General features: G+C 73.8%; 15 protein-coding genes and 1 pseudogene. 10 read left to right on the top strand and 6 right to left on the bottom strand.

The window, feature by feature from the left end:
- The first annotated feature begins 188 nt into the window (after window positions 1–188).
- Window positions 189–422, top strand: coding sequence for a hypothetical protein (locus NAEX_RS30190; protein WP_096330942.1), 234 nt, complete (start codon window positions 189–191; stop codon window positions 420–422).
- A 702-nt stretch (window positions 423–1,124) separates the two neighbouring features.
- Window positions 1,125–2,840 (top strand): DUF2330 domain-containing protein, encoded by a 1,716-nt coding sequence (locus NAEX_RS30195; protein WP_170136113.1) that lies wholly within the window; start codon window positions 1,125–1,127, stop codon window positions 2,838–2,840.
- Window positions 2,841–2,875: 35 nt separating this feature from the next.
- Here the strand turns inward: NAEX_RS30195 and NAEX_RS30200 are convergent, their stop codons facing one another.
- Window positions 2,876–3,550: a LolA-like protein gene (locus NAEX_RS30200; RefSeq protein WP_096330944.1), complete on the bottom strand. Its 675-nt coding sequence runs from the start codon at window positions 3,548–3,550 to the stop codon at window positions 2,876–2,878.
- A gap of 160 nt (window positions 3,551–3,710) precedes the next feature.
- On the bottom strand, window positions 3,711–5,891 hold the full coding sequence (locus NAEX_RS30205; protein ID WP_143141090.1) for an MMPL family transporter: 2,181 nt from the start codon (window positions 5,889–5,891) through the stop codon (window positions 3,711–3,713).
- 134 nt (window positions 5,892–6,025) lie between these two features.
- Here NAEX_RS30205 and NAEX_RS53185 point away from each other — a divergent pair, with 134 nt between their 5' ends.
- Window positions 6,026–7,012 carry a terpene synthase family protein gene (locus NAEX_RS53185; protein ID WP_096330946.1) on the top strand — a complete coding sequence of 329 codons (987 nt, stop codon included), beginning with the start codon at window positions 6,026–6,028 and terminating at the stop codon, window positions 7,010–7,012.
- Window positions 7,013–7,078: 66 nt separating this feature from the next.
- Here NAEX_RS53185 and NAEX_RS54700 read toward each other — a convergent pair.
- Window positions 7,079–7,531 (bottom strand): annotated as a pseudogene (locus NAEX_RS54700) (hypothetical protein); the annotation flags it as partial.
- A 371-nt stretch (window positions 7,532–7,902) separates the two neighbouring features.
- Here NAEX_RS54700 and NAEX_RS30215 point away from each other — a divergent pair.
- The 5 genes from NAEX_RS30215 to NAEX_RS30235 all read left to right on the top strand — a co-directional run bounded on the left by NAEX_RS30215 (window position 7,903) and on the right by NAEX_RS30235 (window position 14,706).
- The gene (locus tag NAEX_RS30215) at window positions 7,903–9,309 is read left to right on the top strand and encodes a sensor histidine kinase (RefSeq protein WP_245913972.1); all 1,407 of its coding nucleotides are present in this window, start codon (window positions 7,903–7,905) and stop codon (window positions 9,307–9,309) included.
- A gap of 121 nt (window positions 9,310–9,430) precedes the next feature.
- Window positions 9,431–10,306 (top strand): hypothetical protein, encoded by an 876-nt coding sequence (locus NAEX_RS30220; protein WP_096330948.1) that lies wholly within the window; start codon window positions 9,431–9,433, stop codon window positions 10,304–10,306.
- A 10-nt stretch (window positions 10,307–10,316) separates the two neighbouring features.
- Window positions 10,317–12,647, top strand: a complete 2,331-nt coding sequence (locus tag NAEX_RS30225) for an ATP-dependent helicase (RefSeq protein WP_096330949.1) — start codon at window positions 10,317–10,319, stop codon at window positions 12,645–12,647.
- Between the two features lie 34 nt (window positions 12,648–12,681).
- Window positions 12,682–13,251 carry a hypothetical protein gene (locus NAEX_RS30230; protein WP_096330950.1) on the top strand — a complete coding sequence of 190 codons (570 nt, stop codon included), beginning with the start codon at window positions 12,682–12,684 and terminating at the stop codon, window positions 13,249–13,251.
- A gap of 483 nt (window positions 13,252–13,734) precedes the next feature.
- Window positions 13,735–14,706 (top strand): WD40/YVTN/BNR-like repeat-containing protein, encoded by a 972-nt coding sequence (locus NAEX_RS30235; protein WP_096330951.1) that lies wholly within the window; start codon window positions 13,735–13,737, stop codon window positions 14,704–14,706.
- Window positions 14,707–14,809: 103 nt separating this feature from the next.
- On the opposite strand, the gene NAEX_RS30240 is transcribed toward NAEX_RS30235, so the two are convergent.
- Window positions 14,810–15,172, bottom strand: a complete 363-nt coding sequence (locus NAEX_RS30240) for a hypothetical protein (protein WP_096330952.1) — start codon at window positions 15,170–15,172, stop codon at window positions 14,810–14,812.
- Between the two features lie 215 nt (window positions 15,173–15,387).
- On the opposite strand from NAEX_RS30240, the gene NAEX_RS30245 reads away from it, so the two are divergent.
- Window positions 15,388–16,962, top strand: coding sequence for an amidohydrolase (locus NAEX_RS30245; RefSeq protein ID WP_170136115.1), 1,575 nt, complete (start codon window positions 15,388–15,390; stop codon window positions 16,960–16,962).
- Window positions 16,963–17,241: 279 nt separating this feature from the next.
- Here the strand turns inward: NAEX_RS30245 and NAEX_RS30250 are convergent, their stop codons facing one another.
- Window positions 17,242–19,164, bottom strand: a complete 1,923-nt coding sequence (locus tag NAEX_RS30250) for a choice-of-anchor L domain-containing protein (protein WP_096330954.1) — start codon at window positions 19,162–19,164, stop codon at window positions 17,242–17,244.
- A gap of 647 nt (window positions 19,165–19,811) precedes the next feature.
- Between NAEX_RS30250 and NAEX_RS30255 the strand changes: the two genes are divergently transcribed.
- Complete coding sequence (locus NAEX_RS30255; protein WP_096330955.1) at window positions 19,812–20,291, top strand: GNAT family N-acetyltransferase; 480 nt, start codon at window positions 19,812–19,814, stop codon at window positions 20,289–20,291.
- A gap of 177 nt (window positions 20,292–20,468) precedes the next feature.
- Here the strand turns inward: NAEX_RS30255 and NAEX_RS30260 are convergent, their stop codons facing one another.
- Window positions 20,469–24,845: a protein kinase domain-containing protein gene (locus NAEX_RS30260; protein WP_096330956.1), complete on the bottom strand. Its 4,377-nt coding sequence runs from the start codon at window positions 24,843–24,845 to the stop codon at window positions 20,469–20,471.
- Window positions 24,846–24,880 lie beyond the last annotated feature (35 nt).

The raw sequence follows: 24,880 nt of genomic DNA on the forward strand, positions 1-24,880 counted from the left end.
TCCTGCTGCGGTCCGCCCGCGGGACCCGGGCCCGCAGCCCTGGGCCGCGAATCACGGGCGCTGTTGCTCTTCCGGTCGTCTGCCACGGCCGGAAGTATCAGCCGCCGTCCGCCCGGCGTCCAGTCCGCTCGCCCCGCCCCACGAAAGCACTATACTGCGGCACACCGCTTTTTCCGGAGGTCCCGCTCATGCTCCTCGCGCTTCTCATCGGCTGCGGCACCGCCGGCGCCACTTACGCCTACAGCAAGCAGCGCCAGGCGACCACAGGGGCCGCAGCGGGCGCCGCTGCGCTCACCGGCGTGAGCTCGGCCGCGGTGGCCTACGCCGCGCTGGTGTTCTGGCCGCTCGTGCTGCTCGGCGGGGTCGGTTACCTGTGGATGCGCGGCTCGGGCCCGAAGGCGCTCGGCCCCGGTCGCAGTTGATCGCACGGGGACGTTGTTCGCCGCGCGATCGGGCCCCGCGCGTCCGCGGCGGGGCGCGTGCACGCGGCGGCATGTTGCGTGGCTCTGCCGAGCGACGCGAGCGCCGTGAGCTCGGTCCGCAGCGCGCGTGATGGCGTTCGCGAGAAGCGTCGTGAGCTCCATCCGCGACGCGAGCGGCAGACGCGATCTTGCCGGTGCGACGCCGCTTCGGCGGATGGCGCGACGCTGGGCGCACCGTGAGAGGACGGCGCCTCGCCGCCCGCCCGCGAGGTGATGGCGGCTCGTCGGCAGCGAGCGCGCAGCCGGTCTGCCGCGCCCCCACGAGGCGCGCGCACGGCGAGCGAACAGCCCTCGCGCGAGGCGCCGATCGGGCCGCCAAGAACAACGCCGTCGCGCCACGATGGGCTGGCGTGAGCTCGTCCGGCGGGGGACGCGAATCCTCCGCGGGTCGGCGCGCAGCCCGGCGGAGCCGACGTGCATGGGATGCGCGGCCCGAGGGACGAGCCCGGGGCGTCGAGATCTCACCGCCCGCCAGCGATGCTCGGCGCTCGCGTTCGCGGTTCGTCCCTGAAGAGGGCCGCGAAATGCGGTTCGCCGATCGGCGCGGGTCGGCCTGCAACGTCCGGCGACCTGGTGCGGAGCGTGATGGGGGCCTCCTCGACCCCCTGGACGGCGCGTCGGCGATCGCCTGTGATGCGGGAGATGTTGCGACGCTCTCTGGTCGTCTCCGTCGGGCTCGTCGCCGGGCTCGCGCTCTGGCTGTCGCCGACCCCGGCGCGCGCGTGCGGCGGCTTCTTCTGCGACCTGGTCAACAACCAACCGACGCCGGTCGACCAGACCGGCGAGAACATCCTGTTCGCCATCGACGAGGACGCGGGCACGGTCGAGGCGCACATCCAGATCCAGTACACCGGCGATCCACAGAAGTTCGGGTGGGTCATCCCCGTGACGGCGGAGCCGGACTTCGCCGTGGGCTCCGAGCTGCTGTTCACCAACCTGCTGGCGGCGACGGTGCCGACCTACAGCTTCACGGTCGCGCGCGACTGCGCCGACGACGACGATCCCTCGTTCGGCTGCGCCGTGGTCTCCCTGGACGGCGGGGTCGCGGGCAGCGGCGGGGACGACATCGGCACCGAGGGCACCTCCGACACCAGCGGGTTCGAGGTCGTCAAGCGCGAGATCGTCGGGCCGTTCGAGATCGTGGTGCTCAAGGGCGGCACGGCCGACGAGGTGTGGCAGTGGCTCGCGGCGGCCGGCTACTACCAGGACCCCGCAGCCGGGCCGATCATGCAGGAGTACCTCGACGAGGGCTTCTACTTCGCGGCGGCGAAGCTCCGCCACGGGGCCGGGGTCGAGGAGCTGCAGCCGATCGTGATGACGTACGCCGGCACCACGCCGTGCGTGCCGCTGCGGCTGACGGGCATCGCGGCGGTGCCGGACATGGGCGTGCGGGTGTTCGGCCTCGGGCACAGCCGCTACGCGCCGTCGAACTACCGGCACGTCGAGCTCAACGACGTGGCGATCGACTGGACCACCAGCGCCGACAACTACACCGACGTGGTGCGGCGGGCGATCGACGCGCCGATGGCCGACGGTCACGGGTTCGTCACCGAGTACGCGGGGCCGTCGAGCGTGGTCAACACCGCCGGCGTCTTCAGCGGCCGCTGGGACGCCGACACCTTCGTCGAGGCGATGCCGATCAACGCCGGCATCTCGGTCATCGACGCGCTCGTCGAGCAGGGCCTGGTCGACTGCTCGTTCGAGGGTTGCGCGTACAACCACCCGCAGCTCTTGCCGCTGCTGCGCACGTACCTGCCGGCGCCGCCCGGGGTCCCCGAGGACATCTTCTACGCGGACATGCTGGCCTACGAGGACATGATCGACCTCGACGCGTGGAGCGGGCCGGCGTTCGCCAAGGCCATGCAGGAGCGGATCATCGACCCGGGGCGGCGTGCGGTCGATCTGCTGGCCCGCTGGCCGTATCTGTCGCGCATGCTGACGATCATCTCGCCGGAGGAGATGACCGTCGACCCCGAGTTCATCCAGAACCCCGACCTCGGCGACGTCTCGAACCTCCGCCAGGGGATCATGGAGATCCCCTGCGCCGGCTCGAACCGCATGCGCATGCCGAACGGCCGCGGCGTGCTGCTCGACGAGAGCGGCAACTGGCCGGTGTTCACCGACATGCCGGCGGCCCAGCGGGTCGAGCAGATCGCCCCCGCCGGCGCGCCGCAGCTGCTGCAGGACTTCGACCCGCAGATCGTCGCCAGCCTCAAGGCCTCGAACGCCCGCTTCGACTACGACGACGGCGACGGGGTCCGCTGCGCCCTGCGCCGCGGCTCGTGGAGCGCGGCGCTCGGGCTCGGCGTGGTGTTCGGGTTCGCCTGGCGCGGCCGGCGGCGGCGGCCCGCTTTGTGAGCTGACCGTTCGGACAGGCTGCCCGGAGGGACAGGTCAGGTCGGCTGCAGGAGCGCGGCGATCTCGTCCTCCGCGGCGTCGCGGCGGCGCTGGCTGAAGGTGATGGCGACCTTGTCGCCGCCGGCCTCGACCAGGTCGAGCTGGTCGACGTCGCCGGTGTGCGGGTCGAGGTGGACCACGAGGTCGCGGATGTCCCGGCGCGCGGGGTGGTCGCGGCGCGGCGTGATCGCCAGCAGGTGCCCCGGGCCGCGCGGCACGCTCAGGCGGGCGTCGGCCTGCAGCGCCGCGGTCGGCTCGCCGGCGCCCTCGGGGACGCTGAAGAGCGCGAGCACGTGTTCGAACAGCCAGGTGACCGTCGGGCTCGGCGCCTCGGCCAGGGCCGGCAGGGCCGGGTCGTTGGGGCGGATCTCGAGCCGGCCGCGCGACAGGCGGGTGGTCGCCCCGGCGCGGGTGTCGTCGCGCAGGATCAGCGTGTCCGGGGCGCGCGCCAGCAGCGTGCCCGCCGTCTTGAGCGGCTCCTGCAGCAGCGTCGACTGCCGCGTCAGCGCGTAGCGGGCCACCAGCACGCGGGTGCCCGCGGCCGCCTTGGCCCACAGCTCGAGCCGGCGCGCGAGCTGGCGATCGACCGCCGGCGCCTGGGCGCGCGCGGGGCCGGCGATCAGCGCGAGGGCGCCGGCGGCGAGGCGGAGGAACGAGCGGCGCGCATTCATGGTCGGGCGATGATGGCGAAAAGGACAGGTTCGATCGAGCAGGGTCGTGAGGACATGCGCGATGGAGCATGTCGCCGGGAACATGTCCCCTGGCGAACGCGAGGTCGACGGACCGCCCCGGGAGACATGTCGTGAGCGAACAACCGGCGCATCGGACGCATCATTCGCGGCGCCGGTCGAAGCGCTCGGCGGCGCGGCTGGTGAGGGCGTAGAGCAGGGGGCCGACGAGGCCGCCGACGCCGTGGGCGCACAGGACGGCGAGGCCGGCGGCGATCCCGAGCGAGCGCCAGACCGGCTCGGGGGCGGCCAGCAGGGCGAGGGCGGCGGCGAGGGGGCCGAGGGCGTTGGCGAGGCGGCCGGGGTCGATCCACGGGCGGCCGGCGGCGAGGGCCCGGACCGCGCGCAGGCCGGCGACCACCGCCGCCGAGCCGGCCAGCAGGAACACCGGGAGGGTCAGCGGGCCGAACGAGCGGTGCAGCAGGTGCAGCAGGACGAGCAGGCCGCACTGGGCGACGATCGCCGCGAGCGCGAGCGCGAGGGCCAGGGCCAGGCGCCGCGTCGCCAGCCACACGACCAGCGCCGACAGCCACGCGCCGGCCGCCGCGACCGCGCCGGCGCGGGCGGAGAAGCGGTCGTGCTCGGCGCGGGCGAACACGCCGGGGCCGCGCAGGTCGAGCCCCGCCGGCAGCGCGCCCGGCTCGCTCGCCAGGTAGGCGCGCGTCACCATGCCGTCAGGGCCGAACTTGCTCGTGAGCCACGGCCCGAGCGGCCCGGCCAGCGCGGCCTCGGGGCTCGGCGGGTCGCGCAGGTCGTCGCCGGCGGCGCGGATGAATTCGCCGAACGCGTCGGGCCGCATGCCGAACTCGGCGATCGTCGCGCGCAGCAGCTCGAGCCGGCCGCGGATGTCGAGGGCCAAGAGGCCGTCGAGGCGGGCCTTGAGCTCGGGCTCGGCGACCGCGAACGCCCCCGGCCCGTCGACCCGCTGGATCTGGCTCGGCACCAGCGACAGCAGCGCCGGCAGCTCCTCGGCCGCCCGCGCCAGCGCCTCCTCCGGGGTCGCGCCGCGGCTGTGGAGCACCGCGACGTCCTCGGGGCGGAAGAACTCGGTTCGCGCCGCCGCCTCGGCCGCGGTCAGCTCGGGGTCGGCCAGCGGCAGCGGGCTGGGGCTGTCGAAGCGGACATGTCTTGAAGACCATGCCCCGAGGGACAGGACGACCGCGCAGGCGGCCGCGGCCGGGAGAGCGACGCGCAGGCGCAGCGGCGGCGGGTCGGGGCGGCCGAACGGGGCCCGCTCGGCCGCCGGTTTGCCGAGCCACGCGGCGAGCGCGGGCTGGACCAGGCGGCGGGCCAGCCCCGCCGCGGCGAGGCCGGCGGCCCAGGCGAGACCCCAGGTCTGCCAGGCCGGGTACGGCGTGAGAAGGAGTGGGGTCAGCGCGAGGGCAGTGAGCGCCGTAACCGTCCAGTCGGGGCGCGCCGGAGCGGCCGAGATGCCGACGGCCAGCGCGAGCAGCGGCAGGTCGAGCAGGCCCAGCGGCGCGACGAGGGCCGCCAGCAGGGCCGCGGGCCCGAGGATCGCCAGCAGCAGGGCGACCACCGGCCGCACGCTGCGGAACGCGAGGGCGAGCACCAGGGTGAGCGCGGCGGCCAGCGTGGTGAGCACGCGCGGCGCGGCGGTCAGCGCGGCGGCAGCGGCGTCGTCGCGGGCCGCGGCGCCGACCACGGCGAGCGAGACCGGTTGCGCGGCGACGAGCGCGGCCGCGTCGGCGCGCAGCGCCTCGGCGGAGCCGCTGGTCTGAAAGCACAGCAAGGCGCTGCGCCCGTCGGGGGCCACGAGGTCGCCGCGGACCGACGCCTCGGGCCCGGCGGCGGCGAGGAAGCCGAGGCGACCGGCGAGCTGCGGAGCGAGCTCTGCGAGGCGCAGCGGGTCGCGACGCAGGTCGTCGCCGACGAGCCCGGCGAACGGACTGGCGAGCCGCGCTCGAGCCCCGGCGATCGCCGTACGCAACGCCTCGGGCGCGAGCCGGTCGGCGAGCGCGGAGTGGTATTCGCGGGGCAGCAGCGAGAGCGCGTGCGCGTCGAGCCAGCGCCTCGCCTCGGCCGGTGGGGGGGCCAGGGGGCAACGACCCGCGAGCGGCTCCAGCGACGCGACCGCGGCCTCGAGCGCTTCATCGGGCGCGCCGTCGTCGAGATGCACCCGCAAGTCGATCTCGATCACAGGTCGATGGACTGCGGGGATCAGACCCCACACCTGTGCCTCGGTGCCCCGAGCCGTCGCGATGAGCCCCAGCGCGGCGCACACGGCGAGCCACGCGAGGGCCGGGAGAGTCGAGCGGTCGGACACCTGTCCAGAAGTATATCACCACCGAATGGTGAGGTTGAAGCGGCTGCGAGTCGTGCCATGAAGTGGCATCATCACGGGATAAGCTTGGAATGGGTTGGGATGGATCACCGCAGGGACCGCTCTTTGGAACCAAGATGTCCTCGCTGCTACAGCCCTCGATCTTCGAGCCGCAGGCCGCCCCGATCAACCGCTACGCCGAGCTCGTCGAGCGCGAGGGCATCGCGTGGGTGCTGCGGTTCTTCCCCTCGGTGGCGCTGAGCCCGGGCCGGCTGCGCAAGCTGCAGGCGGCGAAGTTCGCCCGCCTGGCGGCGCGGGGCCTGCCGCGGGCGCCGCTGGCCGAGCTGCGGCTGGTGTGCGACTGGATCACGTGGCTCTTCTTCTACGACGACGCGCTGTGCGACGACGTCGCCGCCGCGCCCGATCCGCTCCGGCGCCTGCACGAGGCGCAGGTGCGGATGTCGGCGGTGCTCCGCGGCAGCCCGGCGCTCGAGGATGACGAGCCGCTCGTCCACATGCTCGCAGAGCTCGGCGCCCGCACCGCTGCGTGGGCTGCGCCAGGCTTCATGCCGCGGTTCGTCGCCGAGGTGGAGCGCTATTTCCAGAGCAACGTGTGGGAGCTGCGGAACCTGCTCCACCAGCTCCGCCCCGCGCTCCCGATCTACCTCAAGATGCGACCTTTCACCGGCGCGGCCGGGGTGGTGTTCGCGCTCATCGAGCTCATCCGTCACGAGTCGCTCGAAGAGGTCCGCCAGCACGTGGTGGTGCAACAGCTCGAGCTGCTGGCCAACAACGCGATCTGCTGGGCCAACGACATCGGCTCGCTCGAGAAGGAGTTGGTCGAGCAGAACCCGCACAACCTCGTGCTGGTGCTGCAGGCCGATCAGGGCCTCGGCCTCGACGAGGCCCTGGCCCGCGCGGTGGCGATGCAGAGCGCCGAAGAGGACGCGTTCGACGCGCTCGCCGGCAGCCTGCGCGACTACGCGGGGCTGTCCTCGCCCGCGGTCCTCGGCTACGTCGCCGACCTGGGGTCCTTCGTCCGCGGCAACTTCGTGTGGATGCACGAGACGATGCGCTACCGCGCCCGCCTCAGCATGCGTAGCTACGGTAGCGCTGCCGCTTGAGAGGGTAGCGCTGCCGCTTGAGAGGGTAGCGCTGCCGCTTGAGAGGGTAGCGCTGCCGCTTGAGAGGGTAGCGCTGCCGCTTGAGAGGGTAGCGCTGCCGCTTGAGAGGGTAGCGCTGCCGCTTGAGAGGGTAGCGCTGCGGCTCGAGGCAGCGCTGCCGCTCGAGGGCTGCGGCTCGAGGGTCGCGCTGCGGCTCGCAGGGGAGCGCTGCGGCTCAAGGGTCGCGCTGCGGCTCGCAGGGGAGCGCTGCGGCTCGAGGGCAGCGCTGCGGCTCGAGGGTCGCGCTGTCGTTGGCGCGCGTCGCGGCTCGTATGCAGCGCTGCGCTCGAACCGTAGCGCTGCGCGAGAGGTCGTCGATCGAGAGGTCGCGTTGCGTCGCGTCATGGCTCGCGAGGGCGCCGACGAGAGGCCGCGCCGGGCGAGAGAGCCGGGTCGGAGCAGGGCGACTCGGTCGGAGGCTGCAACGAGAGGGCGGCCGAGAGGGCTTCGAAGGTCGCGGCGGCCGCGGGCGCGCTGCATCCACGAGCGAGGCCCGCGGCGAGCTCGCTCGTCGGCGGGTCTGCGGACGACACGGGGCCAGGGGCAGGCGCTGCGCGGCCGCGGCAGCGCGGGCGGAGATCGGCGCAGGGCTCGTGAACTGGGGCGTGGCGTACAGGGCCGCGCCGGCGCAGGAGGACCGTGTTGCCGCAGGAGATCGCCGAGCCGCTCGGGGGCGCGGCGGGCCCTGGAGGGCCTGCGGCGCTCGCGGCGGCGGGTTCGCTAGATCGGCGGGGTCGTGCTAAAGAGGACCGGACGTCCCCTCTGTGCCGAGCTCTCTCTGGAACAGACTCCGCGCTGCGATGCTCTGGGGGGTCCCTTATACGGGGTCTCCCGCCCTCGCGGCGCGCGTGATGTTGACCAACCAGGTCTTCGTCGTCTGCCTCGCGGTCATCCTCGCCTACATGGGCCTGTTCGTCGCGCTCGGCCTGTATACCGAGGCGCTGACGGTCATCCCGTTCTGGCTGGCGTACTTCGCCTGCATGGCCGCCAACAAGTTCGGGTGGTTCAACGTCTCGCGCATCGGCCTGTGCGTGTGCTGCTGCACGGCGATCGTGTTCTTCGCCTCGATGCTGGGCGAGCCGTCGGGCCTGCAGTTCATCATGTTCCCGATCATCAGCTTCCCGCTGGTGTGCTTCGAGGCGCGCGAGCGGACCCAGATCGTGTTCTGCATGGTCGTGGTGGTCGTCAGCTTCTTCGTCGGCGAGCTGTCCGACTACTCGCTCGCGCCGCGCTCGTCGGTCACCGCGGCGGCCCAGCACTGGGTCTACCTGCTGATGATCCTGACGACCTTCACGCTGACGCTCGGGCCGACGCTGCTGTTCTTCCTCGCCAGCCACCGCGCCGAGGGCCGGCTCATCCACTCGAACACCGAGCTGCAGCGCGTCAACGACCAGCTGAACCGCGCGCGCGACGAGGCGATCCGCGCCAACCAGGCCAAGAGCTTCTTCCTCGCCAACATGAGCCACGAGCTGCGCACGCCGCTCAACGCGATCATCGGCTACGCCGAGCTGCTGCGCGACGAGCTCGAGGACGAGGGCGTGCGCGCGGCCAGCGTCGACCTCGAGAAGATCCGCGGCGCCGGCAAGTACCTCCTCAACATCATCAACGACGTGCTCGACCTGTCGAAGATCGAGGCCGGGCGCATCGACATGTTCTGGGAGACGTTCGCGCTCGACGACCTCATCGACGACGTCGCCGGCATGATCCGCCCGCAAGCGGAGGCGCGGCGCAACCGGCTCGAGATGGTCCGCCCGCCCGCGGGGCTCGGGGCGGTCACCGTCGACAAGACCCGCCTGCGCCAGGCGCTGGTCAACTTGCTGCACAACGCGTGCAAGTTCACCGAGGCCGGGGTGGTCAAGCTCGCGGTCGCGCGCGAGCCGGGCCGCCAGGGCGACGCGATCGACGAGTGGGTGGTGTTCAAGATCAGCGACTCGGGCATCGGCATGTCGCCGGAGATCGTGCGCGAGCTGTTCCAGCCGTTCTCGCGCGGCGACCTCGAGTCGTCGCGCAAGTACGAGGGCACCGGGCTCGGCCTGGCGATCAGCCGACGTCTGGTGCGGATGATGGGCGGCGACATCACGGTCGAGAGCACTCCGGGGATGGGCTCGACCTTCACCGTGCGGATCCCCGCTCACGCGACCCTGGCAAATTCGAGCGGAAGCGGGTCGCAGACCGCCACCGGCTCCCAGGTAGCGACCGTCGGCACCTCCTACTCGGCCAGCGCCAGCAGCTCGTTCTCGTGGATCGGCGGCTCGTGAGCGGGGTCCGGGGCCCGAAGCCGCGCCCGGCCGGCGCTCCGCTGCGCGGCCCGCCCGCGTTTTCGGGCTCGACGGGTTGCGTCGTCCCCGTGCTAAGGTCGCCCCCGGGGGACGGTGATCGGTGAAGACGGCGCCGAGCAAGCGGGGGCCGACGTCCAACAAGTACGCGCTCGAGCTGGACGGCAAGCCCTGCGGGTGGCTCACCGACGTCTCGGGGGCGTTCGCCGCCGGTGAGCTCGGCGGCACCGGCCGGCCCGACCGCTACGAGGAGCTGACCCTGCGCTGCTGGCCGGGCATGCCGCACGACTTCTACGCGTGGGTCGCGGCGTCGATGTCGAACCGACCCACGCCGGTCCGCGGCGAGGTCATCCTCGCCGACGACGGCAACGCCGAGATGAGCCGCCTCAGCTTCGCCGGCGGCGTGATCACCGAGCTCGCGCTGGCCTCGTACGAATATGGCTTTCGGGACAGCCTGAAGCTCGGCCTCAAGTTCAGCCCGCACAGCTCGCGCCGCAGCTACGCCGGGGGGCAGCTCGGCGGCGAGGTGATCGAGGCCCGGCGGCCGCTGCCGGCCACGGACCCGGAGCTGCACATCGACGGCCTCGAGGAGGCGTGCAGCCAGGTGCGGCGGATCGAGGGCCTGACGATCCGCCAGCGCATCGAGCGGCCTCCCGGCGACGACGGCATGCACACCGTCCGTCGGGTCGCGCCGCCGGCGGTCGGGCGCCTCGCGCTGGTGCTGGCGGAGAACAAGGCGCTCGGGTTCACGCGCTGGCTCGAGGCGGTCGAGGCCGGGCGGAGCAACGGCCGGGCCGCGACCTTGACGCTCGGCGCGCCCGCGGTCGGGTTCACCGTGGTGCTGCAGCAAGTGCGCCCGGCGCGGATCGTCGAGGAGCCGGGCGAGGTCGGCGACAGCCGGCGGCGCGAGCTGCGGGTCGAGCTCGACGCGCGCGGCGTGGAGTTCGCGTTCGCGCCGGTCCGCGAAGCCGTGGTATAGGCCCGGCACTGTGCAGCTGAACCCGGCCCAGCAGGCGGCGGTCGAGCACCGCGGCTCGCCGCTCCTCGTGCTCGCCGGCGCGGGCACCGGCAAGACCCGCGTGATCACCCACCGCGTCGCCGCGCTCATGGACGAGGGCGTGCCGCCGTGGCGGATCCTCGCCGTCACCTTCACCAACAAGGCCGCCGCCGAGATGCGCGCGCGCATCGAGAAGATGTGCGAAGGCAAGGTCGACGTGTCGCAGCTGTGGGTCGGCACGTTCCACTCGATCTCGGCGCGGATCCTCCGCCGCCACGGCGAGTCGGTCGGGCTGTCGCGCAACTTCGCCATCTACGACACCGACGACCAGATTCGCCTGATGAAGCGCGTGTTCAAGGAGCTGAACCGCGACGAGGACCAGGTCAAGCCGCGGGCGATCCTCGGCCACCTCGACCAGCTCAAGAACCGCGGGCTCACCATCGACCAGGTCGAGCAGCTCGGGCTCGAGGGCTTCATGACCCGGCTGACGGCGCTGCTCGGGCGCCGCTACCAGGAGCTGCTGCGGGCCGCCGATGCGGCCGACTTCGGCGACCTGCTGGTGCTCGCGGTCAAGCTGCTCGAGAAAGCAGGTACGGAGCAGCCGCGGCCGGGCGCGCAGCTGGTCGACGTCGACCCGGTGATCGGGCTCAAGCGCCGGTTCCTCCACGTCGTCGTCGACGAGTATCAGGACACCAACCCGGTGCAGGCGCGGCTCGTCGAGCTGCTGTCGGGCAGGGCGCAGCTGTGCGTGGTCGGCGACGACGACCAGGCGATCTACGGCTGGCGCGGCGCCGACGTGTCGCAGATCCTCGGCTTCCCCGACCGCCAGCCCGGCTGCGAGCTGATCCGCCTCGAGCAGAACTACCGCAGCACCGGCCACATCCTCCGCTGCGCCGACGCGATCATCCGCCGCAACGAGGGCCGGCTCGGCAAGACGCTGTGGAGCGAGCTCGGCGACGGCGCGCTCGTGACCCTGCGCGCCTGCGAGGACGAGCGCGAGGAGGCCCGCTTCGTCGTCAACGAGATCCTCGACGCGCTCAACGAGGACATCCCGCCGGAGGAGATCGCGGTCTTCTACCGCACGCACGCGCAGTCCCGCGTGATCGAGCAGCAGCTCACCGACCACGGCATGCGCTACGCGATCTTCGGCGGCCTCGGGTTCTTCGAGCGCAAGGAGATCAAGGACACGCTGGCCTACCTGCGCCTGCTGCAGAACCCGGCCAGCGACCTCGACTTCACCCGCATCGTCAACGAGCCGGCCCGGGGGATCGGCGACACCACCGTCGGCCGCCTCACCGCGCTGGCGGCCAACCGCAACGTCCCGCTGCTGACGGTGGCGCGCAACCCCGAAGAGGCCGGGGTCAGCGGCGCGGCGGCCAAGCGCCTGCACGGGTTCGTCGCCATGATCGACGAGCTCACCGCGCGGCTGCACGCGAACGTGCCGCTCGGCCAGCTCGCGGCCGAGGTGCTCGAAAGGACAGGTTACCGCGACGCTCTGGTCCACGAGGGCAGCGAGGAGTCGGAGGCGCGGGTCGAGAACCTCGACGAGTTCGTCGGCGCGCTCACCGAGTTCGCGCAGGAGAACCCCGACCAGACGCTGGCCGACTACCTCGAGCAGGTCAGCCTGGTCAGCGACGCCGACGGCGGCGGCCACGGCGAGGTCCGGGCGGTCCGGCTGATGACGATCCACAGCGCCAAGGGGCTCGAGTTCGAGAAGGTCATCCTCACCGGCATGGAGGAGAAGGTGTTCCCGCACTCGCGCGTGATCGCGGGCGAGGACGCGGCGCGCGAGGAGGGCAGGCGGCTGCGACCCGAGGAGCGGGCGCAGATCGAGGAGGAGCGGCGGCTGGCCTACGTGGCGGTGACGCGGGCCAAGCGGCAGCTGGTGATCACGTGGGCCAAGCGGCGACGGCTCTACAACCAGGAGTTCATCGGCACGCCGTCGCGATTCGTGCGCGACCTGCCGCCCGACTCGGTGCGGGGGCGGGTGCCCGGGGTCATCCGGCGCGAGGCGGCCGTCATGCCGCAGGGGCTGTCGCTGCCGAGCGCCCCGCCGCGAGCGCCGGCGCCCGCCCGCGAGTCGTCGTGGAACAGCGACATCGTCTACGACGAGGGGGCCGCGGCCGCGCCGGCCCGTCGCGGGCCCGCCGCCGTCCACGGCGACGCGCCGACGCTGTACAAGGGCATGGCCGTGCGCCACCGCCAGTACGGCGAGGGCACGCTGGTCGGCTGGGACGGCAGCGGCAGCAACCTCAAGCTCGCCATCAACTTCCCCGTCGTCGGCGTGAAGACGATCCTGGCCCGCTTCTGCGAGCCGCTGTGATCCCCGTCGGGGGAGAGTGCTAAGCTCCTCGCCGATGCTCCGCGCACTCGTCGTCGTCGTCCTGGCCGCTGTCGCGGCCGCCCCCGCCTGCAAGGGCTCGGAATCGGCGCTGCCGGCCGGCGAGGTCGGCGGGGGCGAGCCCTCGCGGGTCCCCCTGGTGCCGAAGGACCATGCCCTTTACGCCAGGTTCGAAGGAACAGCTCTGGAGAACGCCTGCAGCGACGACGCCGCGTGCAGCAAGGGCGGCTGCTCGGGCGAGGTGTGCGCGAGCGGGGACCAGCCGCCGGGCACCTGCGACGTCCCGGAGGTGCAGATCCCCACGGCCGCGAGCTGCGGCTGCGTGTCCGGCGAGTGCGTGTGGTACTCCGACGGCAGCCTCACCCTGGCCGCCGCCACCCGCAAGGGGGAGGCGGCCGAACAGGCCGGCCCGCGCTGCGGCGACGGCACCTGCGCCGCCGGCGAGACCTGCATCGAGTACTACGGCATCGCCGGCCCGCGCGGCCCCAAGTTCCAGACTTGTGGGATCCCCTGTCCCAACGGCAAGTGCGCCGACGGCAAGAAGTGCATCACGATCGCCGACGGGCCCGGCCCGGTGTGTCAGTGACCGGGGGCGCGCCGTGAGCGTTGCGGCCGGGGGCGGCGTCCGAGCCGTGCATGACGAGCGGCGATAGGGCCCGGCCTCGTGCGTCCGTGACTCGCGATGTCCGCGGCAGAGCGACGAGGTCCAGCGCCGCGTCCGAGCAGTGCATGTCGAGCGCGCCTGGTGACGTCCGCGGCGCGGCGTCGCGTCCACGCCGGCGATGCGCTCGCGGTTCGCCCGGCTCGTCAGCACCTGCAGGGCGAGGCGCGAGCGGCGGCTGCTCGCGGCAGAGGCCGCTGGTGGAGCGCCGGGTGGGCTGCCGATTCAACATGACTTTACGAACAGGTCCGAAGGGCCATGCGATGTCTCCTGCGCGACGGCGGTCGACCCTTCGGAGCGAATGAACATGGTTCGAGGGGCCTGGGGTCCGAACGGGACACCTGTGGGGCCTGGCGAAACCGCGCATTTCTCTTGTGAGGCGATCGGCCGGCGGCTAGCGTCGCGAGCATGAAGCTCCGCCCGCTCACCCCGCTCCTGCTCGTCCTGATGGCGCCGATGGTCGGCTGTACCAAGGAGGAGAACAAGAACACCTCGTCGACCTCCGACGGCTCCGGCGCGTGGGCGGTCGGCGAGGACGCGACGATGGTCCGCCTCAACCCCGAGGGCGACGTCTGGTACTACCCGCTCGAGATCGAGGGCGACCTGCTGGCGATCGCGTGCAAGGGCGAGGCGACCGGGGTGGCCGTCGGCGACGACGGGGTGGTGCTGCGCACCGACGACAGCGGCGAGAGCTGGAAGCGGATCGACGTCGGCACGCGCGCGCGGCTGCGCTCGGTGATCCTGTCGGGCACGAGCCCGGCGTACATCGCCGGCGACGGCATCGTGCTGCGCTCGGACGACGACGGCCACACGTTCACGCCGGTACCCGACGCCGAGGGCGACTTCACGTCGGTGACGACGACGGCGAAGGGGACCTCGGCGTGGTTGACGACGGCGAGCGGGGAGATCTGGCAGCTCGACGGGGAGGCGCTGCGGCCGGTGTTCACCACCTCCGAGGGGCCGCTGTCGGGGATCGCGGTCACGCCCGACGGCGCGAGCCTGGTCGCCGTCGGCGCCGGCGGCCTGGTGCTCCGCTCCGACGACGGCGGCGCCGCGTGGACGAGCGTGACGACGCCGACCCGCCGCGATTTGCACGCGGTCCGGATCTCCCGCACCGCCGACCTCGTGGTGGCCGTCGGCGCCGCGGGCGTGGTGCTCCGCCTCGACGACGCGCTCGGCGCGTCCGCGGAGGAGCTGCTCGAGCCCGGCCTCGCGCTGCGGGCGCTGCACCTGTCGCTCGACGGTCACGGCCAGGCGGTCGGCGACCACGGCGTGGTCCTCCACTCGCACGACTTCGGCCGCCAGTGGGAGGCGCTCGACCTCGGCCTCGAGGAGGCGCTGTTCGGCCTCGACGACCTGCACGGCGAGCCGCACCTGTGAGCCGGCGCGAGTGAAATGGCGCGAGGGACATGTCCCTCGCGCCATTTCCATGGGATCATGTCCTCGCGGGCATGTCCCCGGGCGCGGCGAGCGGCGCGCCCGGTCAGCGCTTCTCGGGGTCGACGCGGGAGAAGTCGGGCTCGTCGCCGCTCTGGGCGCGGCTCTGCTCGCGCGGCTCCTCGCCGCCCTCGCTGCCGGTGACGCCGCCGGCGCTGCCCTGGGTGAGCTGGGCCCGGTACTCGTGGAAGGAGGTGCGGGCGCGCTCGATGGCGTCGCGGATCGACTCGATGGTGGCGTCGGTGGCGGTGCGGATCTGCTGCTCGAGCTTCTCGAGGCGGGGCTCGAGCTGCTGCTCCCAGCGGTCGCGGGCCTCCTTGCCGGCGAGGTTGAGCCGGACGCGGATCTCGTCGCGGAGCGTCCGCAGCTCCTGCATGCTGTTTTCCAGGGTGTCTTTCAGGGAGGTCATCGCGGTCTCCTTGCGCCGGTGGTTCGGCGCGGCCGCGGTGGTTATGCTGCGCCTCCCATGCAGCGCAACCGAACTGGACTACAGCGACGGAGGGCGACGTGCGCACCCGCGATTTGAGCCGCCGGAGCTGGCTCGTCGGCGCATCGGCGCTGATCGCGTGCCGAGCAGGCGGGCGGAGGTCCGCCGCGACCTGTCCCCCGGAACAGGGAAAAGGCTTGCTCGTCGTCAGGGGCGGGACGATCTGGACCGGTGACCCCGCCGAGCCGACCACCCGCGCGCTCGCGGCCGTCGACGGGCGGGTGATCGCCCGCGGGGCCGCGGCCGAGTCGCTGGCCCGCGACTGTGCTCGCGGACAGATCGTCGACCTCGCCGGCGGCAGCGCGGTGCCGGGCCTCACCGACGCGCACGCCCACCTGGTCGGGCTCGGCTCGGCCCTGGTCGAGGTCGACCTCCGCGGGGCGCGATCGATCGAGGAGGTGGTCGACCGCGTGCGCCGGGGCGCCCCGCCGGACGGCTGGATCACCGGCCGCGGCTGGGACCAAAACCTGTGGCCGGGCGCGGCGATGCCGACCCACGACCCGCTGACGGCCGCGTTCCCCGAGCGCCCGGTGTGGCTGCGCCGGGTCGACGGCCACGCCGGCTGGGCCAACGCGGCGGCGCTGCGAGCGGCCGCGATCACGGCGGCGACGGAGGTGCCGACCGGCGGGGAGGTCTTGCTGCGCGAGGGGCCTTCGGGGCGCGAGCCGACGGGGGTGCTGGTCGACGCGGCGATGGACCTGATGCCGGTGCAGCCGCCGCCCGGGCCGGAGCTGCGGCGGCGGCTGCTGCTGGCCCAGGACCACGCGCTGGCCCGCGGGCTGGTGGGCGTGCACGAGATGGGCGTGGCCCGTCACGTCGACCGGTTGCTGCGCGAGCTGGCGGCCGAGGGGCTGCTCAAGCTGCGCATGGTCGGCTACGCCGACGAGAGGTGGTTCCGCCTGGGAGATGGCCTCCCGGACCTGGCCGATCGGCCAGCCATGGACGACCGCTACGCGCTGCAGGGGGTCAAGATCTACGTCGACGGCGCGCTCGGGAGCCGCGGGGCGGCGCTGCTGCAGCCCTACAGCGACCGGCCGGGCCACACGGGGATGTTCCAGCACGCGCCGGGCGAGCTGGCCACGGTGGTGACGCAGGCGCTGGCGCACCAGTATCAGGTGGCGGCCCACGCGATCGGCGACGGGGGCATCCGCGCCGTGCTCGAGGCGCTGGCGGGGTCGCAGCCGCCGGCCGACCACCGGCTGCGGGTCGAGCACGCGCAGATCGTCGACCTCGCCGACGTCCCGCGCTTCGCCGAGCTGGGGGCGATCGCCAGCATGCAGCCGACCCACGCGACCAGCGACATGCCGTGGGCCGAGCAGCGGATCGGCGCCCAGCGCCTCGCGGGGGCGTACGCGTGGCGCCGCTTCCTCGAGGCGAAGGTGCCGCTGGCGTTCGGCTCCGACTTCCCCGTCGAGGAGGTCGAGCCGACGTTCGGCCTCTATTCCGCGATCACCCGCCAGGACGCGCAGGGCAACCCGCCCGGCGGCTGGCTGCCCGACCAGCGGCTGACGCTGGACGAGGCGCTGGCGGCGTTCACCCGCGGGGCCGCGTACGCGAGCCGGCGCGAGCGCTGGGCGGGCACGCTGGCGCCGGGGATGCTGGCCGACCTGACGTGCTTCACCGGCGACATCACGAAGATGCCGCCGCTCGAGCTGCGCACGGCCGCGGTGCGCGCGACGATCGTCGGCGGCGAGGTCGTCGCGCCGAAGTGAGGCGAGACGGACGCGCTTCGCCGGCCCGAAGGACCCCGCGTCCGCGCCGCACGGCAGGTGCGCCCTGTCCCGCGCCTTCGCGCCGAAACGGCCATGGTGGCGCGAGGCTCGGGTGAGCCGGAGCCGCGCGCGAAGCGGTGGATGCACGAGCGCCTGGTACGGAACTCTTGTTCTCCTATAGAACACGCGCCGCGCTCGCCCGTGTCGCCGGGCGCTCCCGGCGTCGCCGGCGAGCGCCGCCGGACATGCCCGTTCGGACATGTCCCATGATTCACAGCCTCAGCCGGGCTTCACGCCGGGCTGCGAGGCTTGCAGCGACCACTCGAAGTTGTCGAGCAGCACCAGCGAGTCGTACCACGGGTCGCCGGTGTCCCACAGGACGAACCGGATCTCCATCGTCTCGCCGGGCTTGACGTTGCCCGACATCTTGAGCCAGCCGGTGCCGCCGCCGACCTGATTGTTGCTGCCGCAGTAGCCGGGGTCGTTGCCGAATTGCGGCGCCGGGTTGGTCAGGTGGAAGCCCGTGCCCGCGAGCTCGGCGTTGCCCGTGCAGCTGTTGTACGTGCCGGCCGGCGGGTAGCCGCAGCTGATCTGGCCGTTCTTGCACTGCGTGAACAGGCCGGGCGCGCCCTTGAGGATGTTGACGCCGAGCGGGAACAGCTGGTCGTTCTGGTTCTTGTAGATGGCGACGTTCTTGTCGGCGGGGTTGCCCGCGCCCTGGCCGTCGACCAGCGTCAGGAAGAAGTCGTTGTACGGGCTGCACACCCACTCGGGGTACTCGCTCGAGAAGAAGTACACGTAGGCGCTGAACGACAGCGCGTTGGTCGGCACGCGGATCCGCAGCTTGAGCTGGATCGTGTCCTGGCCGGTCGCCCCGCCCTGCGGCGCCGGGCAGCCGGGCGCGTTGGGGAAGTTGTTGCCGTTGGCGGCCAGCCAGTCGGCCGGCACCGCGGCCGAGGTGCCGAGCTGCGTGCCGCCCTGGAACGCCGAGTAGGCCGGCATCGCGTCGTTGGCGTCGGCGGCGTTGCCGGTCGAGAGCACCGCCAGGCTGGCGTTCTTCTGCGGCACGATCACGGTGCCGAAGCCGGGGCGGATCGACTTGGCGGCGTTGGCCGGGGAGCCGGCGCCGTTCGAGCGGCTGAACCCGCCCGAGATCACGCCCCACTTCTTGTCCTTGATCGGCGGGTTCTCGGTGGTGAACTGGCACAGGTCGATCGCGCGGGCGTACTGCAGCGCGTCGCTCGAGTTGCTGGGGAGACCGCCGTCGCACGCGGGGAGCGCGTTGTCCTGCATGCCGTCGCAGTCGTCGTCGACGGTGTTGCCGAGGACCTCGAACGCGCCCGGGTTGACCAGGTCGGGGTTGAGGCAGGTCGGGCCGATCTCGTCGCAGCAGTCGCCGCCGCACACGGTCCAGCCGTCGCCGTCGTTGTCGGCGTCCTCGTCGACCTGGCCGTCGCAGTCGTCGTCGAGGCCGTTGCTGCAGATGTCGGTCGCGCCCGGCAAGACCTCGCCGTCGCACGGGCCCCAGCCGGTGCCCTCGGGGTTGCAGGTGTGCATGCCGCCCTTGCAGATCCCGACGTCCTGGGTGCCGCCGGGGCCCGAGTAGCAGGCCTCGGTGGCGCCCGGCGAGCACTGGCACTCGCCCTGGGTCTCGCAGCCGTTGTTGGGGTTGTTGTCGCAGTCGGCGAAGCCGGCCGCGCAGGCCCCGAGGCCGCACTGGCCCATCGCGCAGCTCGCCTCGGCGTTCGGCAGCGCCGGGCACGGTTCGCAGCCGCCGCAGTGGGCCGGGTCGTTCAACGGGTCGACGCAGGCCTCGGCGCAGCAGGCCAGGCCGCTTTCACACGGCTGCATGTCGTTGCAGCCGGGCACGCACGCGCCGTCCTTGCAGACCTGTCCCAGAGGACAGGCGGCATCGGCGCTGCAACCCTTGCACGTGTGGTCGGCGAGGTCGCAGGTCGCCGGCGCGGTGCAATCCTCGTCGCCGTCGCACCCGGGCTGGCAGCTGTCGCCGGCGCAGTACTGGCCTTCGGGACAGTCGGGAACGCAGCCGCTCGTCGTCGTCGTCGGCGTGGTCGTCGGGTCGGTCGACGGCTCGCCGGTGGTCTCGGTGCCGCCGGTGGTCGTCGGCGCGGTCGTGCCCGGGTCGGGCCCCGTCGTCGACGTCTGCGCCTCGGTGGCCGTGACGGAGGTGATCGATGTCATCGGCGAGGTGTTCGTGACACCGGTGGCCTGGGGGTCATCATCGCCACATGCGGAGGACATCAAGACGAGGGCGGAGCCGAGCGGGACGAAGCCAAGAGGACGAACACGCATGATTTCAAGATAGGCCGAGGCGCGGGGGCGCTGCAACGAACCATCCACGAGCGCGATCGAAAACCGCGACGCGCCGAAGCCGCGGGCCGACGTCCAGGCCCCAGGATCCGCGGTCCAACGCCGAGCGCCGTCGCTGTCGCGGTCGTAACCCCGACACGCGGGAAGACGATGCGGGCGGCCTGGCACGGTCGCGGGCGTCGCAGGCAAATCGGCGCTCTGGCGCTGCAGGCCGGCAGTTCGCGGTCGTAACCGGCGCTCTGGCGCTGCAGGCCGGCCGTTCGCGGTCGTAACCGGCGCTCTGGAGCTGCAGTCCCTTCGCGTCGTCACCGGCGATCTGGAGCTCGCTGCGGGGCCGCCCTTCGCGGTCGTACGCGGCGCTCTGGGCCTCGGCGCCGGCTCTTCGCGGCCGCTGGCCTCGCAGGCGCGACCCGATCTTCCGGAGCTCGCGGCAGGCCACCCCGACGCGGGGCTGGGATCGCGGTCGGGCCCGGCTCTCCGGAGCTCGCTGCGAGCCCGCCCGGGGTATCTTGAGCGTCATGCCGATCGTCCGCCTCGGCCCGCAAGACGGCGACCGCCTGCGAACGCTGCGGCTGGAGGCCCTGCGCGACGCACCCGACGCCTTCGGCGGCACGCTCGAGGACGCGGCAACCCGCCCTGCCGACGACTGGCGGCGGCAGCTCGTCGACCTCGCGACCTTCTTCGCGGTCGAAGAGGGCCGCGACGTCGGGATGGCCCGCGCGGCGCGTCACCCCAGCGAGCCCGGCACCGGCGAGCTCCTGTCCATGTGGGTGGCGCCGGCGGCCCGCGGGCACGGCGTCGGCGACGCGCTCATCGCCGCCATCGTCGACTGGGCCCGCGGCGAGGGGCTGCGCCGGCTCGTGCTCGACGTCGGCGACGCCAACGGCCCCGCCGTCGCCCTCTACGCGCGCAACGGCTTCGTCGCGACCGGCAACACCGGCACTCTGCCCCCGCCGCGCACGCACGTGCGCGAGCACCAGCGGGCCCGCACGCTCTGAGCTCCACGTCGCTCGACCGGCCCGTCGCGCGTCGCACACGCCGGGTGCGCGCGGCGATCGGGAGGCGAGGTCATCGCGCCGGGCGGATGACTGTTCGGGCATGGCAGATCGAACATGCCTTTTGGAGAATGTATTGAAGAGCATGTCCTCCCGGACATGCTCCATACTGGAAATTTTTCAGCCGCCGAGCAGGTCGAGCCAGGCGGGGTCGTCGGCGAGGGCGGCGAAGCGGGGGTCGAAGCGCATGCGGTCGGCCATCAGCTCGCGGCTGGGGGCGCGGAGGAGGGCGCGGGCGGCGAATTCCCGGGCGGCGTCGCGGCGGCCGGAGGCGGCCTCGAGGGCGGCGCGCTCGTAGTCGATGTCGAGGTCGGCGCGGCGGGCGGGCGGCAGCAGCTCGGCCAGCGCGGCGGCGGCGGCCAGGTCGACGCGGGCGCGCTGCTCCTGGCGCAGCGCGCTCCAGGCCCGGCCGCGCTCGAACAGCAGCGTAACCTTCAAAAGCTGGCCCTCCACGTCGCCGGCGGGCGGGCGGAATTCGCCGAGGTCCGACAACGCGGTGGTCAGCGCCCGCTCGATCAGCGGGTCGCCGTGGTGGCGGACGACGTCGGCCATCGCGTCCCAGAACAGGCGGAAGTAGCCGGGGCCGAAGGCGGCGCGCACCAGCGGCGCGGTCGTCTGCCGGCGCGCGCGCATCAGGCCGAGCAGGGCGGCGCGGGCCGAGGGAGCGTCGAGCAGGGCGGGGCGCAGGGCGGCGGCCGCCTCGTGCCAGCGGCCGAGCTCCGACAGCGCCAGGGCGCGCCAGATCGCCGGCTGCGGCTCGTCGTCCCGGACGCGCCCGAGCTCGGCCAACGCCGCCTCGGCCTCGCCCTGGACCAGCAGCCGCGCGGCGTAGGCGACCGCCGACTCGTCGGCCGGGGCGGCGCCGAAGCGGGCGCCGCGGAGGGTCAGCGCGCGCAGCTTGGCCGAGCTCCACAGGGCGGTCGCGCTGCCGAAGCTGCTCGGCATGACGACGAGCTCGTAGCGGCCCGGAGGCGGCAGTTGGGCGGCGGCCAGCGGGGTGCGAACTTCGTGGCGGGCGCCGTCGACGACCGCGCTGCAGGCGGCCTGCCCGAGCTCGGGCAGCAGCTCGAAGGCGAGGTGGAGGTGGCCGGGGCGGGCCGGATCTTCGCCTGGCTCTTGGGTCAGGATGTGCTCCTCGTCGCCGCCGAGCTGGCACGAGTGCCGGCGCCGGAACACGCCGCCGCCGCCGATGACGTCGATGCGGACCGCCGACAGCAGGTTCGGGCTGCCGACCGGGCGCACGCCGACGACCAGGCCCGAGCCCCACTCGCCGCGCTCGAGCACCAGGTCGACCTGCAGGCCGAGCGGGCCGGTCGACCACTCGAACGGGAGGCGGGCGATCGGGCCGTGGCCGGCGAAGGCGTCGATCTGGAGGTGCTGGCCGACGAGGTCCTGGTGGGCGGCGGTCGGGTCGTCGATCTGCCACGGCGACGGCAGCGGCTGGTCGAAGCGCAGGGCGACGACGTCGACGTCCTCGACGATCGCGGCGAGCTGGGCCACGCGGTCGCGCACGTGCGCCGCCTCGGCGCGCGGCAGGTCGTCGCGTTCGGCGAGGATCCGCGCGACCCGCAAGGCGTCGGCGAACCGGCCGGCCTGCTCGTAGGCGCGGGCGGCCCCCAGGAGGGCGCCGGTCTGCTGGCCGAGCTGCTCGAACCGCTCGGCGGCGGCGAGGTGGTCGCCGGCGGCCTCGTGCAGCTCGGCGGCCCGCAGGCGGGCGACGGCGCGCGGCTCGTCGGGCAAGAGGCCGGCGAGGTCGTCGAGGGCGCGAGCTGCCTCGGAGGACAGGTCGAGCGCGGCCAGCTGCTCGGCGCGCTGCCACGCGCGCGCGAGCAGCGGGTCGGCGAGCGCGGGCGGCCGGGCCGCCTCGGGGGCGCGGGCGACCTCCAGCATCGGCGTCGGCTCGGCGCCCGCGCCGAGCAGCCAGGTCTCCTGGCTCGCGGTCGCGACCGTCGTGCGCGCGACCAGCTCGGCTGCCGGATCGCCGTCGACCTCGACCAGCGCGACCGGGCGGAACCCGGCCAGGATCGCCGCGCCGAAGTCGCCCTCGCGGCGCTGGCGGTGGATCACGGTGAAGCCCGGCTGCAGCTCGGGGTCGTGGACGCCGAGGATGATGTCGTCGAGGCCGTCGCCGTCGAGGTCGCCGACGTCGAGCCGGTGCAGGTCGACCGGCGCGGCCGCCCCGGCGCGGCGCGGCGCGGGCAGAAAGCGGACGGTCTCGAGCTCGCGGCCCGCGAGGCGCAGCAGGTAGACGCCGGCGGGCGGCCCGGAGGGGGCGTCGGCGGAGAAGGCGACCTTGCTCGGGTAGCCGTCGGTCTTGGCGGCGACGAGGAGGAGCTCGCCGTCGGCGGCGCGCAGGGTGGCGAGGCCGACCACGGCGCCGAGCTTGCGGCGGGCCACCAGCTCGAGCGCGCGGCCCTTGCCGGGCTTCAGCACGCGGACGTCGAAGGCGCGCCACGGGCCGGCGGCGATCGCCAGCTCCTCGGCGCCGTCGCCGTCGAGGTCGGCGGCGAGCACCGCGGAGACGTCGGAGTTGGTGGCGTCGGTCTCGGGGTGAGGATGGTCGATGCGCCATGTCCCATCGGACAGTGGCCGAAAGGACAGGAGCACGCGGCCGTAGGGGCCGGTGCCGACGTAGACCTCGCGCTCGCCGTCGCCGTCGAGGTCGGCGGCGTCGGCCCCGAGCGGCTCGTCGGCGATGACGCTGACCAGCTCGGCCAGGCGCTCGGGCCCGGCGGCCGACAGCGAGACGCGGCGGTGGGCGGCGCTCCAGGTGATCAGGAGCGGCGGCTTGCCTGGCCCGAGAGACAGGGGGCGCAGGCGCGGGGCGAACCGGCTCGGCAGCGCGTAGCTGCGGACGACCGGCAGCTTGGGGGTCGGGCGGACGACGTCGAGGCGGCCGGGGACGGGGCTGTCGACGTGGAGGTAGAGCTCGCGCGGCGCCTCGCCCGGGGCCGTCAGGGTGCCGGCGCCGAGGACGTCGTGGCCGAGCGGCGTGGCCTCGGCCCAGGCCGCGGCCAGCGGCGCGAGGTCGGCGAGGGTCGGGTCGTCGGCGGCGCGGGCGTTCGTGACGGCGAGGAAGTCGCGGCGGGCGAACGCCGCCTCGGCGCAGCGGCCCGCCCACGGGCTCGCGGGCGCCTGGCCGGCGAGCAGCTCGCACAGGGTGCCGAGCTGACCCCACGACCATTGCTCGTGGAACAGGCGCACGAAGTCGCCGAGGATCGACCGCTCGGCGGTGGGGTCGAGCGCGGCCGCGTAGGCGCGGGCGTAGGCGGTGCGGGCGGCCGGGATGTCGTTGCGGGCGCGCATGCGGTCGCCCCAGCCGCGCAGGGCGTCGGCGAGGGCGCGGGTGGTGCGGTGCTCGGGCACGGCGACGAAGGCGTCGAGCACGGCGGCGGCGTCGGCCTGGCGGCCGGCGCCGAGGAACTCGTCGATGCTCTCCTCGGCCGCGCGCAGGCGGCCGGCCGCGAGCGCCTCGGATTGCAGGCGGGCCTCGCGGTCGCGCCACGAGCTGACCCAAAAGACAGCCACGACCGCGGCCGCGAGCGCGGTCGCGGCCGCGGCGGTGACGGCGGCGATCCGGCGGCGGCGGCCGTGGTCGCGGGCCAGCTCGGCGGCCAGGACGTCGAGCCCCGGCCAGCGCGCGCCGGGGTCGTGGGCGAGGCCGCGCAGCACCAGCCGCTGCAGCCACGCCGGCACCGGCCGCTCGAGCCGCGGCGCCAGCTGGCCGCGCACCACCGCCTGCGCGACCTCGTCGGCGGTCTCGCCGGCGAACGGCCGCTCGCCGTGCAGCGCCTCGTAGAGCGCGACGCACAGGCTGAACTGGTCCGACAGCGCGTCGGCCGGGCGGCCGCGGAACTGCTCCGGCGACATGTACGCCGGCGTGCCGAGCAGGATGCCCGAGGCCGTGCGGGTCGCCTGCGCCCGCGCCAGCGGGACCTCGTCGGTGTGCTCGTCGTCGTCCTCGTCGCCGAAGCGGACCAGCCCGAAGTCGACCACGCGGACCCGGCCGTCGCTGCCGACGAGGATGTTGTCGGGCTTGACGTCGCGGTGGACCAGCCCGGCCGCGTGCGCCGCCGCCAGCCCGCGCGCCGCCTGGGCGAACACCGCCGCGACCTCGCGCCAGCTCCGACGCTGCTCCGAGAGCCATGTCCGAAGGGTCATGCCGGTGACGAACTCCATGGCGACGAACACCTCGTCGCCGTGGAAGCCGACCTCGTGGATCTGGACCACGTTCGGGTGCGACAGCTTGGCCAGCGCCTGGGCCTCGCGTAAGAGCCGATCCTGCCAGCGCGGGTTCGGCTCGCCGTCGCCGCGCTTCAGCAGCTTGACCGCGACCTTGCGGTCGAGCTGCGGATCGTAGGCCGCGTACACCACCCCCATCGCCCCGGCGCCGAGGCGGCGGAGCAGCGCGAAGCGACCGATCCGTCGCGGCTCGACGGCCGGCTCGTCGTCCCCGGCCTCGCCGCCGGGACGGTCGTTGGGTGTCCGAAGGGACATACGGGCCGGCCGGGCGACAGCGACGCCCGAGCGGA

It is taken from the genome of Nannocystis exedens, assembly GCF_002343915.1.
Classification (GTDB): domain Bacteria; phylum Myxococcota_A; class Polyangia; order Nannocystales; family Nannocystaceae; genus Nannocystis; species Nannocystis exedens.

Coding starts and splice junctions, on each gene's coding strand:
- NAEX_RS30190 (WP_096330942.1), top strand. CDS start 189: ATGCTCCTCGCGCTTCTCATCGGCTGCGGCACCGCCGGCGCCACTTAC.
- NAEX_RS30195 (WP_170136113.1), top strand. CDS start 1,125: ATGTTGCGACGCTCTCTGGTCGTCTCCGTCGGGCTCGTCGCCGGGCTC.
- NAEX_RS30200 (WP_096330944.1), bottom strand. CDS start 3,550: ATGAATGCGCGCCGCTCGTTCCTCCGCCTCGCCGCCGGCGCCCTCGCG.
- NAEX_RS53185 (WP_096330946.1), top strand. CDS start 6,026: ATGTCCTCGCTGCTACAGCCCTCGATCTTCGAGCCGCAGGCCGCCCCG.
- NAEX_RS30215 (WP_245913972.1), top strand. CDS start 7,903: ATGTTGACCAACCAGGTCTTCGTCGTCTGCCTCGCGGTCATCCTCGCC.
- NAEX_RS30230 (WP_096330950.1), top strand. CDS start 12,682: ATGCTCCGCGCACTCGTCGTCGTCGTCCTGGCCGCTGTCGCGGCCGCC.
- NAEX_RS30235 (WP_096330951.1), top strand. CDS start 13,735: ATGAAGCTCCGCCCGCTCACCCCGCTCCTGCTCGTCCTGATGGCGCCG.
- NAEX_RS30240 (WP_096330952.1), bottom strand. CDS start 15,172: ATGACCTCCCTGAAAGACACCCTGGAAAACAGCATGCAGGAGCTGCGG.
- NAEX_RS30250 (WP_096330954.1), bottom strand. CDS start 19,164: ATGACATCGATCACCTCCGTCACGGCCACCGAGGCGCAGACGTCGACG.
- NAEX_RS30255 (WP_096330955.1), top strand. CDS start 19,812: ATGCCGATCGTCCGCCTCGGCCCGCAAGACGGCGACCGCCTGCGAACG.
- NAEX_RS30260 (WP_096330956.1), bottom strand. CDS start 24,845: ATGTCCCTTCGGACACCCAACGACCGTCCCGGCGGCGAGGCCGGGGAC.